Below are 13,662 nucleotides of genomic sequence, written 5' to 3'. Positions count from 1 at the left end.
AACCAGGGTCTGCCCCGAGGGTCGGACCCTGAGCCTGCACACATTGTAGTAAAATTTCTTGCGTTGCCGCTTTTCATGTAGTAAATTTACATTGAGGCAGCATCCTTCCGGCACCACCACTTTTGCGATCACACACACATTATGGCTCTTACCGATTTTGACCTGGTTCTGTTTGGCGGCAGCGGCGATCTGGCAATGCGCAAACTGCTGCCCGCGATGTACGCGCGCGACGTCGCCAACGACTTGCCGCCTACGGCGCGCATCATCTGCGTGGGACGCCAGGACTACGGCCAGGACGCGTTCCTGCACACGGTGGAAACCACGTCGCGCCCGCACATCAAATCGCCGGCCGTGACGGCCGACGCGTGGGCGCGCTTCACGGCGCGCATCGTCTACGTCTCGCTGAGCGCCACCGACGTGGACAGCTACGGCCCGCTGATCAACGCGCTGCGCCCCGACCCGGTGACCCGCGTCTACTACCTGGCCACGCCGCCGCACCTGTTCTCGCAAATCTGCGACAACCTGGCCGCCAACGGCCTGGTCACGGCCAACTCGCGCGTGGTGCTGGAGAAGCCGCTGGGCCGCGACCTGGCCTCGGCCAAGCAGATCAACGCCGAAGTGGGCAAGGTGTTCGCCGAATCGCAGATCTACCGTATCGACCACTACCTGGGCAAGGAAACCGTGCAGAACCTGCTGGCGCTGCGCTTCGGTAACATCCTGTTCGAGCAGCTGTGGCGCCGCGAATGGATCTCGGACGTGCAGATCACCATCGCCGAGAAACTGGGCGTGGGCAACCGCATGGGTTACTACGACACCTCGGGCGCGCTGCGCGACATGCTGCAGAACCACCTGCTGCAACTGCTGTGCATCGTGGCCATGGAGCCGCCGACCTCGATCGCGCCGGACGCCGTGCGCGACGCCAAGCTGCAGGTGCTGCGCTCGCTGAAGAAATTCACCCCCACCACGCTGGCGCAGAACATCGTGCGCGGCCAGTACCGCGCCGGCCACGTGGACGGCAAGGCCGTGCCGAGCTACCGCGACGAACCGGATGCGCCCGAGCAGTCGCGCACCGAGACCTTCGTCGCCATGAAGGCGGAGATCGACACCTGGCGCTGGGCCGGCGTGCCGTTCTACCTGCGCACCGGCAAACGCATGGCCGACTCGCTGGCCGAGATCGTGGTGCGCTTCAAGCACATCCCGCATTCGATCTTCAACCAGCCCACGTCGAGCTTCCAGCCCAATTCGCTGGTGATCCGCCTGCAGCCCGATGAAGGCCTGCGCATGAACCTGATGGCCAAGACGCCGGGCGACGGCATGCGCCTGAAACCGGTCGAACTGGAACTGGACTTCCGCGAATCGTTCAAATCGCCCCGCATGGACGCCTACGAGCGCCTGCTGCTGGACGTGCTGCGCGGCCAGCTGACCCTGTTCATGCGCGGCGACGAACTGGAAGCGGCGTGGGAGTGGGTCGAACCCATCCTCAACAACTGGGAGCAGGACGACTCCATGCCGATTCCGTACGCCTCCGGCACCTGGGGCCCGGCCGCCGCCTCCGCCCTGATCGGCCGCGACGGCCTGCAGTGGCGCGAAGAAGCGCTTCCCGAAGACTAATTTGGAAGCGCAAGGAGTCTGGCCATGCATGGCCAGACCGTTACGCAGGCGCGGTGCGGTGCACCGCGAAACCCCTGCTTCACCCTTGCCAGAAGATTGAAAGAAGAATGCTGCTCGATTCCATCCGCACCCAGCTCGATTCGCTGTCCAAGTCCGAGCGCAAGGTGGCGCTGGCCGTGCTGGAACAGCCGGCGCAGACGGTCAACCAGAACATCACGGCGCTGGCCCGGAGCGCCCAGGTGTCCGAGCCGACCGTGGTGCGGTTCTGCCGCACGCTGGGCTACGACGGCTGGCATGAGTTCAAGCTCAAGCTGGCCCAGGGCCTGGCGCTGGCCCTGCCCGGCCTGAACGAACAGCCGGCGCAGGACGATCTGGCGGCCGACCTGGTCAACAAGATCTGCAGCCGCTCCATCAACACGCTGCTGGACCTGCGCAACAACCTCGACCCGGAGGCGATCCAGAAGGCGCTCGACATCCTGTCCAAGGCCAACAAGATCGAGTTCTACGGCCAGGGCACGTCCGGCATCGTGGCGGCGGACGCGCAGCACAAGTTCTTCCGCTCCGGCGTGCCGACCGTGGCCTACGCCGACCCGGCCATCCACGCCATCGCCGCCGCCCTGCTGCGCACCGGCGACGCGGTGGTGGCCATCTCGCAGCGTGGCAACAGCCCGCCGCTGGTGCGCTCGGCCAAGCTGGCGCGCCGTGGCGGCGCCGACGTGATCGTGATGGCGCCCTCGGGCACCCCGCTGGCCGAGGAGGCGACGGTGCTGATCCCGATCGACCTGATCTTCAACACCGACCCGTACACGCCGATTTCGGCGCGGCTGGCCTACCTGGTGGTGATCGACGTGCTGGCGGTGGGACTGGCGCTGCAGCGCGGCCCGGAATTCCGCAAGAAGATGCAGAACGCCCAGAAGGCGCTGCAGGAATTCGATTTGCAGTTCGATTCCTTCATCGGCTGACGCGCTTTAAGTAGCTGTACGATGACGCCAATAGCCAGGACGGCGGGAGCGATGGGCGACCGCTATCACCAAGATGCTATCGGGTTCATCGCGATAAATAATCGAAAATGAAAAATGCTTGACCACCATCCGGCGCGCCGGCCCCACCGACGCGCCCGAAATTGGAAGGCTAAGGCACGAGCAACCGCCGCCTCAACTGCCGCGACAAACCGGATCCCCGTCCCCGCTCGCACGGTGTTGTAATAAGCCACCTCAGCGAGAAATTCTTCCCTCGCTTGCGGCAGAAACCGGGCGCGTTTCATCTGGTCAGCAAACGCGCTTCCGCAAAGACCGACTCGGCCGCAAACGCATTTAGCTCACCGCGTTCAAACGCGGCAAGACGGTTGCCTATTTCCTCATTCCAAGCCGCTTCAACTTCGGCTATCGGCGCCGCTTGCAGCGACTGCAACAACACATCTGCAAGCCGCACACGCTCATCAGCCGGTAGCGCAACAGCTATTTTCTCCAGTTCGGAAAGCAAGATGTTCATCATGGAGCCTCCAACAGTGGACCTCCATTCTACGTCACGCTTCGTTTTCTCCGCTTGGAACGATGACATAATGCGCAATTCCCGTCCATTCAGGAAGTTGCCCATGTCGATAGCCCAAACCCCGCCCGCCCCCTACTACGCAGTCATCTTCACGTCGCTGCGCACCGACGGCGACAACGGCTACGGCAAGATGGCCGACGCCATGGCGGCGGCGGCGGCGCGCCAGCCTGGCTTCCTCGGCGTCGAATCGGCGCGCGAAACAGTCGGCATCACGGTCTCGTACTGGGACAGCCTGGAATCGATCGCCGCCTGGAAGCGCGACACGGCGCACCAGGCCGCGCAGCAGCGCGGCCGCGAGGCGTGGTACAGCGCGTACAAGACCCGCATTTGCCGCGTCGAGCGCGATTACGATTTTTCCGCTTTGTGATCCGATAGCCCGTCCGTCGATCGCGTCCCGCCCTCCCGCTCACTCGAACAGCGGCGCGATCGCCAGCGGCGTGTCGCGCGTGACCAGCTGGCCCTGCTCCGGCAAGGTGGCGAAGCGGTAAATGAAGAGGTGGAAATTGGGCACCACATCGCCAGGGAAGGCCGCGCCCTCCCTGGTCGGCAGCGGTAACTGTCCACGGTCGGGCTTGCGGAAGCGCACCTCCGCTTGCGCATCGCCGCGTCCGTAGGCGAACTGCACCCCGACGCAACGCTTGCCGCCAGCCCAGCTTTCGCCCGAATAGCGCAGGTAGGCCAGCAACTGGTCGCAGGCGGCGCGCAAATCGGCCGCCTCATAAACGCCATCCGGCCGGCTGACGATGGAAACCCACGACGTCGCCTCCAGCTGGCCGGGCTTGCGGTTAAAGACCAGTTCCGCGTTGTCGTCGAAGGCGGCCTTGGAGAATGGGAACACTGCCTGTCCCAGGCCGTCGAGCGGCAGGTTCAGATCCCCGTTCTTGCTGCGCAGCGTGAGGCGCAGCCCGTCCATGGCGACGTTCTTGTCGCGCGGGCGCAGGCGCAACAAATTCTGTAAAAAGTGCTTCGGCTTGCCGTATTTCTCGAACCAGATCATCTGGCGATACAGGTCGCGGTATGCGGCCCAATCCGACTCGCCTTCGCCGGCCCGCACCGGCGCCGTCGCTTGCAGCAGCAGGACGGCGAGGAGCAGAAGGCGGAGGAGCGGCCCCATTGCTAAAAGCGGTAGCCCACGCCGGTCGAGAAACTGAGGAAATCGCGGCGGCTGACGATGGGGCTGCCGGCCGCCGGCGCACCGAGGCGGCTGGCCGTGAGATGCGTGCTCATGATCCAGCTCTTACCGAGGCTCCAGTTCCAGCTGGCCGTGGCGCGCATGCTCATCACGCCCCCCACCGGCCGGTAGCTGCGTGGCGCATTGGCCGTGCCATCGGCCCACACCCCGTACTGCTCGCGCATCACGCCGCCATTGGCCGCGCTCACGCCAAGCGACAGCGCCACCGTGTGATGCGGCGCGATCTCGGGCAGTACATGCTGCAGGCTCAGGTAGCCGGACAGCCCGCGCGCGCTGCTGTCGTACTGCAGGCCGCTGCGCGCGATGGTGCGGTTGTCCAGGTAGTAGTTGAAAAAACCGCCCACGTCCAGCGTGCCGCTGATGTCGCGCGTGCCGGCCAATGCCCGGCTGTCGCCGGGATGGCGCTCCTCGCTGCGGGTGAGGTAGGGTCCGTACTCGATGCCTGGCGTCGCGGACATATGCTTGCCCAGCGTGACGCCGTTGTCGATGAACACGCCGTTGCTCCACAAGACCTGCATGAGCAGCACCGCGCGCACCGTTCTCTCGGTGCCCGGCGTGACGGCCGAGCTGGTGCTGACGCCGACGCCCACATACATGTCGCTGCTGCCGTCGGGCAGCAAGGCGCCCGGATTCTGGGCCAGCGCCGGCAGCGCCGCGCCCAGCAACAGCAGCAGCGGCAACAGCGGCGACAGCAGGGGGCGCGGGCGCAATAGGTTCATCAACAAACTCCGTCTCCAATCAAATCAAGGAGGCGCCCAGCCAAGCCGCCTCCTCCAGTTACACCGCCTTAGCGGCCTTAAAAACCGTAGCGCAGCCCCAGCGAAAAACGGTTGGCGTTGTAGGTCAAGCCTTCATCGCGCACCTTGCCCAGGTTCTCCAGCTCCAGCTGCACCGACAGGTTCTGCGTGATCGCATAGGCCGCGCCGACGCTGGCGTACAAGCTGTTCTTGTGGATGGTGCGGCTGACCTGGTCGGTCTGCAACTCCGGCCCCGACAGCGCCGACTTCACGTTGACCCTGGCCACACCCAGCTTGCCGATCAGCGACCAGTCGGCGCTGAGCGCCATCGTCCCCGACGCGGCCACGTACGCCGACGTCAGCTTCTCGCTCACGTTGACCTGGGTGCCGGCCGGCGCATCGAACTTGATCGCGCCGGCCGCCCCCTGGTAGCCCGCCTCCACACCCCATGCCGGCGTGATGCGGTAGCCGCCGAACAGCTTGAGCGGGGTCTCGCCCTTGTTGCTGTCGATATGGGTGGCCTTGCCATCGATCACAGCATCGAGCTTGCCCGAATACGCGGGGCTGACGGCCACGCCAAGGTAGAAGTCCTCGGCCTGGGCTTGCGCGCAGGCGGCGACGGCGACAACGGCGGCAGCGGTGGTCAGGGCGGTGCAGAAGAATTTTTTCATGGTTCCAGTCCGGTTGAGGTAAGAGCCCGCATCGTAGCCCCGCCACCGACGGAAATCCGCCTGCCCGTGTGCCGCAATTGTCGTCAATTTGTCGCGGCTATTTGTATAAAAAATGTACTGATATGTACAAACTTGCCAAATTACCCATCCGGCGCGTTCGCTCCTTTACAATACCGGCAAAACTGGAGGCCCGATGCTGCGTGTGATGCTGGTGGAGGACGACGCCCGACTGGCCGGGTTGGTCAAGGAATATCTCGATGCGTATGAATTCACGGTCGACGTGGTCGGCCGCGGCGACCAGGCGCTGGCCCGCTTCCAGGCCACCCGGCCCGAGCTGGTGGTGCTGGATCTGACCCTGCCCGGCATGGACGGCATGGTGGTGTGCCGCCAGCTGCGCCAGCACAGCGATGTGCCGATCCTGATCCTGACGGCGCGCGAGGACATGTTCGACGAGGTCTCGGGCCTGGAGCAAGGCGCCGACGACTACGTCAACAAGCCGATCCAGCCGCGCGTGCTGCTGGCCCGCCTGCGCGCCCTGCTGCGGCGCGGCGAGCGTCCGCTGGCCGGCGCCGGGGACGAGGCGGAATTCCGCGCCGGCGCGTTGCGCATCGCGCGCGCCGACCGCACCGTCTGGTGGCGCGGCGTGGAAGTGCCGATGCACGGCGTCGAATTCAAGCTGCTGACCATCCTGGCCGATTCGGCCGGCAAGGTCTTGTCGCGCAACGACATCCTGATCAAGCTGCGCGGCATCGAGTTCGATGGCCTGGACCGCAGCATCGACAACTGCGTCTCGCGCCTGCGCCGCAAGTTCGACGACGCCGACGCCGAGCGCATCAAGACCGTCTGGGGCGAGGGCTATCTGTTCAGCCCATCGGCCTGGGAATAGCGCGTGAACCGCATCTTCCGGCGCTTCGTGGTGCTGGTGATGCTGGCCATCACCCTGGCCACCGTCGTCATCTACCTCACCTTCCGCCAACTGTTCGGCGACCCGCTCGAACAGCTGGCGCAACGGCAGGCGGCCGGCCAGATCTTCCTGCTGGAACAATACATCGACCGCGCCCCCGCCGACGAATGGCTGGCGCGGCTCAACAAGGTGCGCGAAGTGTCGGGCGCCGAGATCGAGCTGATTCCCCTGCGGGCCGCGCTGGCGCGGCTACCCGGGCGCAAGCGCGCCGCGCTGCTGGACGGCGCCATCGTCATCGACGTCGGCGACAAGGCACTATACCGGCGCGTGGACCGCGATGGCCAGCGCTACATCGACAGCGACCACGACGTGATCCTGGCGCGCAAGCTGCCGATCGACATCGGCCAGGCGCTGGGCATGGAGGCGATCCGCTTCGTCATCGTCGCCCTGTGCCTGCTGGTGCCGATCGCCTGGTGGTCGCGCGCGCATTGGCGCACCTTGCAGCAGTTGTCGCGCACGGCCGACGCGTTCGGTGCCGGCCAGCTCGACGCGCGCGCCACGCCGCCGGCCGGCTCCAGCGTGGCGCCGCTGGCGGGCCGCTTCAACGACATGGCCGCACGCATCGGCCAGCTGCTGGAAGCGCGCAAGCACTTACTGCACGCCGTGTCGCACGAGTTGCGCACGCCGATCGCGCGGCTGGCCTTCGGTCTGGAGCTGCTGCGCAAGGACGCCGCCAATCCGGCGCTGGCGCCGCGGCTGGCGGAACTGGAGGCGGATGTGGACGAACTGAACGCGCTGGTCAACGAATTACTCAGCCTCACGCGGCTCGACCATCAATCGGCGCCCGTGCGCCAGCCATACGCGCTCGACGCGCTGCTGCGCGATTGCCTGGACGACGCGGCGGCCGCCCAGCCGGCGCGCCGGTTCGACAGCGCGATCGCCGCCGGCATCGGCCCGGTCAACGCCGACCGGCGCCTGCTGGCGCGCGCGCTGGCCAACCTGCTGGGCAACGCCGCCAAATACGCGCAGAGCCGGGTCGTGCTGTCAGCCCAACGGGCAGGCCCGGACGCGGTCCACATCGCCGTCGAGGACGATGGTCCCGGCATCCCGCCGGACGCGCGAGAACGGGTGTTCGAGCCGTTCCACCGGCTCGAACGCGAGCAGGACCACGCCGTTGGCGGCTATGGTCTCGGCCTGGCCATCGCCCGCAAGGCCGTCGAGCTTCATGGGGGTACGCTGTCGGTCGACCGTTCCACCCTGGGCGGCGCACGCTTCCTGCTCATCTTGCCGATGGCGTGAAGGCACTCGGGCAGGTCGTCCACGAAATAGACGACCGTATCGGCACTATGTTCAAGTTCTTCACGGATTTCCAGGAACGTGCTTTTGTGCCTTGCGCTTGCGGCGAGCACTTCTTGCCGCACCATGCTTACGCTGGTCGTCATCAATATGGACCATCTCCGCCGCGCTGGGTGGGCCGGCCAGTGTGGCGCGATCGGCTGTCTGCGCAACACCACCGAACAGGCGCGCGATGGCAGCGCTCTGCTGTGCCCGGCAAACATCGGCCAGCAACCATTGCTCACTGCCGGGGAAACGCAGCCAGATGACCTTCCACGCGTTGCGGTTGCCGCTCCCGTGCTGGTTGGCGAAGCCTGACGGCGAGACGGCCTGCCCTTCGCACAAGACGTCATCGCCGACAACGACAGCGAAACTGCGCTTGCCGCCGAAACTGGCACGTAGCTTGGTTCCGGCCGGAAGAAACAGCTGCTTCCATTGATAGCCGCCCGTATCCGAGTCCGTCGGCTGCTGGCGCTTTCCCTGCGGCGGTTTGATGTAGGCGCGGATAGCCTCGACGATGATCGGTTCCAGCGCGGGGTCCGACCACCAACGACCTGAGTGGTCCCCCAATTCTTCCAGCACATCGGACGGCAGACGGACCTGCTTTTCGTAGACAGCCATGGTGGTGCTCCTTGAGAGGGCGATTTTATAAACGCAGCTAGTCCCCGCGAGGGACCACTGCAACGCGCTATCGCGCACTAAATCAGCCATTGCGGCAACACTAAACTCCGCTAAACGGCTATATAGTCGTTAGAGGTGTTTAGTGCGCTTTAGTTCCACGATATTCCGCTAATCAGAGCGAAATCGTGGCTCCCATAGCGATCTCACGGCGAATCGCGCGTTTTAGTAAAAGCGGGAGAAAAAAAAGATGACCACCCTGTGTCCTGCGGACTTGCCACTATCGAAAAAGGCGCGGAAGCGCCCGGAATTCCCCACAATCCGTCAAAGATCTTTTTTCAAGGCGTAGTCTGGATGAGCTCTGCGATCACCGTATCGAACTGCTTGACGGTGCCGCCCGGCGCGGGGAAGCTGTGCTGCTCGTGCGCGAGGATGCGCCAGCCGTCGAACTGCGCCAGCAGCTCGCCGGGCTTGAACAGGCAGTGCCCCGCCGGCGAGAACATGTCCAAGTAGGTCGTCCCCTCGGTCAGCACGTTGACCACGGCCACACCGCCCGGCCGCAGCAGCGACTGCACATGGGCCAACTGACTGAGCGCCGTGGGGCAATCGAAGAACATCAACAGACCGATGCAGACCACCGTGTCGAACTGCTCGTGCAATCGCATTTCACGCAGGTCGGCCACGGCCGCGTGCAGTGGCAATCCTTCGTCGCGCGCCAGTTGCTGCAGATGGGCGATGGCGGCCGGACTGGCATCGTAGGCGCGCACCTCGTGCCCGGCCCGCGCCGCCTGCACGGCCAGGTTGCCCATGCCGCAGCCGAAGTCCAGTATCCGCCCGCGCAGATGCGGCAACGCGGCCTGCTCGAACGGGTTGAGCGCGAACTCATGCTGCGCAATCTGGCGCTGGAACTGGGTATCGAAAAACTCCACGCTGGCATGCAAGGTCATGGCGAACGTCCTTCAGGATGACTGGGCGCCGAACACGATGCCGGCGCTGAAACCGAGCTGCTTGGCGAAGCACACAGCCAGCGGGTTGCCCGCGTATTTGCCGTAATTGTCGATCGGCGTGTAGCCGGCGGCCGTGTAGAACTGCACGGCGCGCCGGTTGACGGCGCGCGTCTCCAGCCACATTTCGCGGTAGCCGCGCGCCGTCGCCTCGCGCTCGAGGAAGGCGAGAATGGCGCGTCCCGTGCCCGCGTTGCCGGCGCGCGCGTACATGCGCTTGACCTCGGCCACGCCCGGCTGCAGCGGCCGGAACGCGCCGCAGCCGATCGCCACGCCCTGCAGGTTGCGCGCCACGGCGAAGCAGGCCGTCTCGCCGCGCACATCGGCCACGTCGAACGAGGCCTTGCCGCTGCTGCCCGTGATCGCGGCCAGGATGCCGGACAGTTCGTCCATCAGCAGTTGCGCGTCGGCCGTCTCGGGGTCCTCCTGCGCGATCGAGATCTGGTTGCCCAGTTGCTCCATCAGGAAGGCGATGAACAGCTTGGTGCGCGCCGGCAGGTGGCGCGTGTCCGTGATCGCGTGCACGTGGGTCGGCTCCAGCTGCCACTCCGGCAGCACCCGCACCAGCCGCCCCGCCTCCACGTCCTGGCGCACGATGCGCGGATCGAGGCCGGCGATGCCGATGCCGCTGGCGGCCATGGCGCGGTTCACCTCCGCGCTGTTGCTGACGAAGCGCGAGCCGCCCATCACCTCCACCGTCTCGCCGCCGCGATGCAGGCGGCGCCACACGTCCGTCTCGCGCGCCGCGCCCCGGCCCACGCACAGCGAATGGCTGGACAGGTCGCTCGCGTGCAGCAACCTCGGCGCCCGCGCCAGATACTCGGGCGCCGCGTACAGGTAGCGCGGCAGCGTGGCGATCTGGCGCACCACCAGCGAGTTCGGGCCGGCCGGCGGCCGGCCCATGCGGATGGCCAGGTCGATCGGTTCCGTTTGCAGGTCCACGGGCCGCACCGTGATGTCGAAGTTGAATTTGATGAGCGGATAGGCGCGCGCGAACTCGCCCAGGATGGGCGCCAGGTAGCCGATCGCGAAGTCGGACGTCATCGACACGCGCAAGGTGCCGATGGGCCGCTCGGACACGTCGCGCAGCGCCTGGTGCGCCGACAGCGCTTCCTCGACGATGCTCTGGCAGCGCTTGAAATACACTTCGCCGGCCGCCGTCAGCTCCACCTTGCGGGTCGAGCGGTGCAGCAGGCGCAGGCCGATGATCTTTTCCAGTTCCGCGATATTGCGCGACAGCGTGGAATTGGGCATGTCCATCGCGTCGGCGGCGGCGCGGAAGCTCTTGCGCCGGGCCACTTCCACGAACAGCCGCATGTAGTTCAGCACATCCAATCATTGCTCCATTTTTGGAATACTCAATTCGATTATACGTATTTATCCCACAGCAGGAACAGTACAAAATAGGCAAACCAAATCGACAAGGAGATCAAGATGGCAACACCGCTGAATCCACCGCGCCGGTCGGCCTTCCTGCGCGAACTGCACGGCATGCTGGCCGCCCTGGCCCACCGATGAGCGGGCTGTGGTTTGGCGGAGCGTGACATCACGCGCTCCGCATTTAGCAATTGACCAAGGGCGAGGACAATACGCTAAGATAGCTGTTGCAATTTCACTTACCTCTTTTGGCCCGCACATGAACCAACTCGAACAGCTCAAGCAATTCACCACCGTCGTCGCCGACACCGGCGATTTCCAGTCGATGAAGGCCTACACCCCGCGTGACGCCACCACCAACCCGTCGCTGATCCTGAAGGCGGTCCAGAAGGACGAATACAAGCCGCTGCTGGAAAAGGCCGTGCGCGACAACCCCAACGCCGCCACCGGCGACGTGATCGACCACCTGCTGATCGCCTTCGGCGGCGAGATCCTCAAGATCGTCAGCGGCCGCGTCTCGACCGAGATCGACGCCCGCCTGTCGTTCGACACGGAAGGCTCGGTGGCCAAGGCCCGTGAATTGATCCACCTGTACGAGACGGCCGGCTTCGACCGCGAGCGCGTGCTGATCAAGATGGCCGCCACCTGGGAAGGCATCCGCGCGGCGGAAATCCTGGAGAAGGAATGCATCCACTGCAACATGACGCTGCTGTTCTCGCTGGGCCAGGCCATCGCCTGCGCGGAAGCGGGCGCCCAGCTCATTTCGCCGTTCGTGGGCCGCATCTACGACTGGTACAAGAAGTCCACCGGCATCGAATACGAACCGGCCGACGATCCGGGCGTGCAGTCGGTCAAGCGCATCTACAACTACTACCGCAAGTTCGGCTACCAGACCGAGGTGATGGGCGCCAGCTTCCGCAACACGGGCCAGATCCTGGAACTGGCCGGCTGCGACCTGCTCACCATCAGCCCCGACCTGCTGCAACAGCTGGCCAGCAGCGACGCCCCCGTCACCCGCAAGCTGTCGGCCGACAGCGCGCCGGCCACCACCGGCGGCAAGATGTCGCTCGACGAGAAATCGTTCCGCTTCATGCTCAACGAGGACGCCATGGCGACCGAAAAACTGGCCGAAGGCATCCGCGCCTTCTGCGCCGACTCGGGCAAGCTGAAACAGATCATCGCCGGCATGCGCTGAGCGGCCCCCCCCCTCGTTGCCTGCCTGCGGGGACGGCGCGCGCGGCCCGGCACTTGCCGGGCGCGGGCGCCGTCCCCGCCGCCGTTTCCACGATTGTCGGTTACAAAACGTTACTTGAATTGCTGTATTACAATGCTGCAACCCGCCCTGCCCCACCAGGCGCCAGGGACCAGCACAGCCAACCATTCCAATTTAACGAGACATCCATGAGATCAGTCCCGCGCCGCACGTCTGTCGCCCTCTCCATCCTCACCCTGGCCGCGCTGGCCGCCTGCGGCGACAAGGCCGCCGGCAATGGCGGCCCGCCGCCGCCGGCCACCGTCGCCACCATCACCGTCGCCCCCGCCGCCGTCACGCTCAGCACCGAGCTGCCGGGCCGGCTGGAGGCGTCGCGCACGGCCCAGGTGCGGGCGCGCACGGCCGGCATCGTGCTGCAGCGGGTCTACACCGAGGGCGGCGACGTCAAGGCCGGACAGGTGCTGTTCCGGATCGACCCGGCCAGCTTCCAGGCCTCGTACGACAGCGCCCAGGCGGCCGTCTCCAAGGCCGAGGCCAACGTGGCCCAGGCCGATCTCAAAGTGAAGCGCTACAAGCCGCTGCTGGCCGCGCAAGCGGTCAGCCAGCAGGAATACGACGACGCCGTCACGGCCCAGAAGCAGGCCGCCGCCGACCTGGCCACGGCCCGCGCCGCGCGCCAGAACGCCAGCCTCACGCTCGGCTACGCCACCGTCACCGCGCCCATCTCGGGCCGCGCCAGCCGCGCGCTCGTGACGGAAGGCGCCCTCGTGGGCCAGGGCGAGGCGACGCCGATGGCCACCGTGCAGCAGATCGACCCGATCTACGTCACCATCACCCAGTCGTCCACCGAGCTGCTGCAATTGCAGCGCGCGCTGGCCAGCGGCAAACTGACCAGCGCCGGCAAGGGCCAGGCCAAGGTCACGCTGGTGACCGAGGACGGCCAACCCTACCCGCTGCCGGGCAAGCTGCTGTTCTCGGACGTGTCGGTCGATGAAAGCACGGGCGCCGTGTCGATGCGGGCCGAGTTCCCCAATCCCCAGCACACGCTGCTGCCGGGCATGTACGTGCGCGCGCGGCTGGAACAGGGTGTGCGCGAGGCCGCCATCACCGTGCCGCAGCAGGCCGTGGTGCGCGGGCCGGACGGCGCGTCCGTGCTGGTGGTGGGCCCCGACGACAAGGTGCAATCGCAGCCCGTGGTGGCCGACAGCGCCCAGGGCCAGAACTGGGTCATCAGCTCGGGCCTGAAAGGCGGTGAACGCATCATCGTGGAAGGCTTCCAGAAGGCCAAGCCGGGCGCGCAGGTCAAGCCGCAGCCGTGGCAGGGGCCAGCTTCGGCTTCGGCTTCGGCGTCGGCTTCGGCGTCGGCGTCGGCTCCGGCTGCTGCCTCCGCGTCGGCCTCGGCTTCCGCCGCGTCCGGCGCCGCGCCGGCAGCAGCCAAATAAGCGCGGG

The 13,662-nt window shown here is 66.0% G+C and carries 14 protein-coding genes; 7 read left to right on the top strand and 7 right to left on the bottom strand.

Going from position 1 to position 13,662, the window contains the following annotated elements; all coding sequences use genetic code 11:
- The first annotated feature begins 141 nt into the window (after positions 1 to 141).
- Both zwf and AC1RQG_RS23380 read left to right on the top strand, forming a co-directional pair.
- Positions 142 to 1,611, top strand: a complete 1,470-nt coding sequence (gene zwf, locus AC1RQG_RS23385) for a glucose-6-phosphate dehydrogenase (RefSeq protein WP_493135032.1) — start codon at positions 142 to 144, stop codon at positions 1,609 to 1,611.
- A 107-nt stretch (positions 1,612 to 1,718) separates the two neighbouring features.
- Positions 1,719 to 2,573: an SIS domain-containing protein gene (locus tag AC1RQG_RS23380; RefSeq protein WP_493135030.1), complete on the top strand. Its 855-nt coding sequence runs from the start codon at positions 1,719 to 1,721 to the stop codon at positions 2,571 to 2,573.
- Between the two features lie 298 nt (positions 2,574 to 2,871).
- Here the strand turns inward: AC1RQG_RS23380 and AC1RQG_RS23375 are convergent, their stop codons facing one another.
- Positions 2,872 to 3,105 carry an addiction module protein gene (locus tag AC1RQG_RS23375; protein WP_493135028.1) on the bottom strand — a complete coding sequence of 78 codons (234 nt, stop codon included), beginning with the start codon at positions 3,103 to 3,105 and terminating at the stop codon, positions 2,872 to 2,874.
- A 100-nt stretch (positions 3,106 to 3,205) separates the two neighbouring features.
- Between AC1RQG_RS23375 and AC1RQG_RS23370 the strand changes: the two genes are divergently transcribed.
- A complete protein-coding gene (locus tag AC1RQG_RS23370; protein WP_493135026.1) occupies positions 3,206 to 3,529 on the top strand; it encodes an antibiotic biosynthesis monooxygenase family protein in 324 nt (107 codons plus the stop codon).
- A 39-nt stretch (positions 3,530 to 3,568) separates the two neighbouring features.
- Here AC1RQG_RS23370 and AC1RQG_RS23365 read toward each other — a convergent pair whose 3' ends face one another.
- The 3 genes from AC1RQG_RS23365 to AC1RQG_RS23355 form a co-directional block, all read right to left on the bottom strand.
- Entirely contained in the window at positions 3,569 to 4,276 is a 708-nt protein-coding gene (locus AC1RQG_RS23365; protein ID WP_493135024.1) for a hypothetical protein, read from the bottom strand.
- A 2-nt stretch (positions 4,277 to 4,278) separates the two neighbouring features.
- Positions 4,279 to 5,073 carry a MipA/OmpV family protein gene (locus tag AC1RQG_RS23360; RefSeq protein WP_493135023.1) on the bottom strand — a complete coding sequence of 265 codons (795 nt, stop codon included), beginning with the start codon at positions 5,071 to 5,073 and terminating at the stop codon, positions 4,279 to 4,281.
- A gap of 77 nt (positions 5,074 to 5,150) precedes the next feature.
- On the bottom strand, positions 5,151 to 5,762 hold the full coding sequence (locus tag AC1RQG_RS23355) for an outer membrane beta-barrel protein (RefSeq protein ID WP_493135021.1): 612 nt from the start codon (positions 5,760 to 5,762) through the stop codon (positions 5,151 to 5,153).
- Positions 5,763 to 5,955: 193 nt separating this feature from the next.
- Between AC1RQG_RS23355 and AC1RQG_RS23350 the strand changes: the two genes are divergently transcribed.
- Together AC1RQG_RS23350 and AC1RQG_RS23345 are read left to right on the top strand one after the other, a co-directional pair.
- The gene (locus tag AC1RQG_RS23350; protein WP_493135019.1) at positions 5,956 to 6,648 is read left to right on the top strand and encodes a response regulator; all 693 of its coding nucleotides are present in this window, start codon (positions 5,956 to 5,958) and stop codon (positions 6,646 to 6,648) included.
- A gap of 3 nt (positions 6,649 to 6,651) precedes the next feature.
- The gene (locus tag AC1RQG_RS23345) at positions 6,652 to 7,965 is read left to right on the top strand and encodes an ATP-binding protein (protein WP_493135017.1); all 1,314 of its coding nucleotides are present in this window, start codon (positions 6,652 to 6,654) and stop codon (positions 7,963 to 7,965) included.
- Positions 7,966 to 8,025: 60 nt separating this feature from the next.
- Here AC1RQG_RS23345 and AC1RQG_RS23340 read toward each other — a convergent pair whose 3' ends face one another.
- The 3 genes from AC1RQG_RS23340 to AC1RQG_RS23330 all read right to left on the bottom strand — a co-directional run bounded on the left by AC1RQG_RS23340 (position 8,026) and on the right by AC1RQG_RS23330 (position 10,952).
- Positions 8,026 to 8,622 carry a hypothetical protein gene (locus AC1RQG_RS23340; protein ID WP_493135015.1) on the bottom strand — a complete coding sequence of 199 codons (597 nt, stop codon included), beginning with the start codon at positions 8,620 to 8,622 and terminating at the stop codon, positions 8,026 to 8,028.
- Positions 8,623 to 8,957: 335 nt separating this feature from the next.
- Positions 8,958 to 9,566 (bottom strand): class I SAM-dependent methyltransferase, encoded by a 609-nt coding sequence (locus AC1RQG_RS23335; RefSeq protein ID WP_493135013.1) that lies wholly within the window; start codon positions 9,564 to 9,566, stop codon positions 8,958 to 8,960.
- Positions 9,567 to 9,578: 12 nt separating this feature from the next.
- Positions 9,579 to 10,952, bottom strand: a complete 1,374-nt coding sequence (locus AC1RQG_RS23330) for a GNAT family N-acetyltransferase (RefSeq protein WP_493135098.1) — start codon at positions 10,950 to 10,952, stop codon at positions 9,579 to 9,581.
- Between the two features lie 307 nt (positions 10,953 to 11,259).
- Here AC1RQG_RS23330 and tal point away from each other — a divergent pair, with 307 nt between their 5' ends.
- Together tal and AC1RQG_RS23320 are read left to right on the top strand one after the other, a co-directional pair.
- Entirely contained in the window at positions 11,260 to 12,195 is a 936-nt protein-coding gene (gene tal / locus AC1RQG_RS23325; protein WP_493135011.1) for a transaldolase, read from the top strand.
- A 206-nt stretch (positions 12,196 to 12,401) separates the two neighbouring features.
- On the top strand, positions 12,402 to 13,655 hold the full coding sequence (locus AC1RQG_RS23320; RefSeq protein ID WP_493135009.1) for an efflux RND transporter periplasmic adaptor subunit: 1,254 nt from the start codon (positions 12,402 to 12,404) through the stop codon (positions 13,653 to 13,655).
- Positions 13,656 to 13,662 lie beyond the last annotated feature (7 nt).

This window comes from Rugamonas sp. GW822-FHT03B10, assembly GCF_058801745.1.
The sequence above is the reverse complement of the archived record's forward strand: the minus strand, read 5'-3'. Positions and strand labels throughout refer to the sequence as shown.

Coding starts and splice junctions, on each gene's coding strand:
- zwf (WP_493135032.1), top strand. CDS start 142: ATGGCTCTTACCGATTTTGACCTGGTTCTGTTTGGCGGCAGCGGCGAT.
- AC1RQG_RS23380 (WP_493135030.1), top strand. CDS start 1,719: ATGCTGCTCGATTCCATCCGCACCCAGCTCGATTCGCTGTCCAAGTCC.
- AC1RQG_RS23375 (WP_493135028.1), bottom strand. CDS start 3,105: ATGATGAACATCTTGCTTTCCGAACTGGAGAAAATAGCTGTTGCGCTA.
- AC1RQG_RS23370 (WP_493135026.1), top strand. CDS start 3,206: ATGTCGATAGCCCAAACCCCGCCCGCCCCCTACTACGCAGTCATCTTC.
- AC1RQG_RS23365 (WP_493135024.1), bottom strand. CDS start 4,276: ATGGGGCCGCTCCTCCGCCTTCTGCTCCTCGCCGTCCTGCTGCTGCAA.
- AC1RQG_RS23360 (WP_493135023.1), bottom strand. CDS start 5,073: ATGAACCTATTGCGCCCGCGCCCCCTGCTGTCGCCGCTGTTGCCGCTG.
- AC1RQG_RS23355 (WP_493135021.1), bottom strand. CDS start 5,762: ATGAAAAAATTCTTCTGCACCGCCCTGACCACCGCTGCCGCCGTTGTC.
- AC1RQG_RS23350 (WP_493135019.1), top strand. CDS start 5,956: ATGCTGCGTGTGATGCTGGTGGAGGACGACGCCCGACTGGCCGGGTTG.
- AC1RQG_RS23340 (WP_493135015.1), bottom strand. CDS start 8,622: ATGGCTGTCTACGAAAAGCAGGTCCGTCTGCCGTCCGATGTGCTGGAA.
- AC1RQG_RS23335 (WP_493135013.1), bottom strand. CDS start 9,566: ATGACCTTGCATGCCAGCGTGGAGTTTTTCGATACCCAGTTCCAGCGC.
- tal (WP_493135011.1), top strand. CDS start 11,260: ATGAACCAACTCGAACAGCTCAAGCAATTCACCACCGTCGTCGCCGAC.
- AC1RQG_RS23320 (WP_493135009.1), top strand. CDS start 12,402: ATGAGATCAGTCCCGCGCCGCACGTCTGTCGCCCTCTCCATCCTCACC.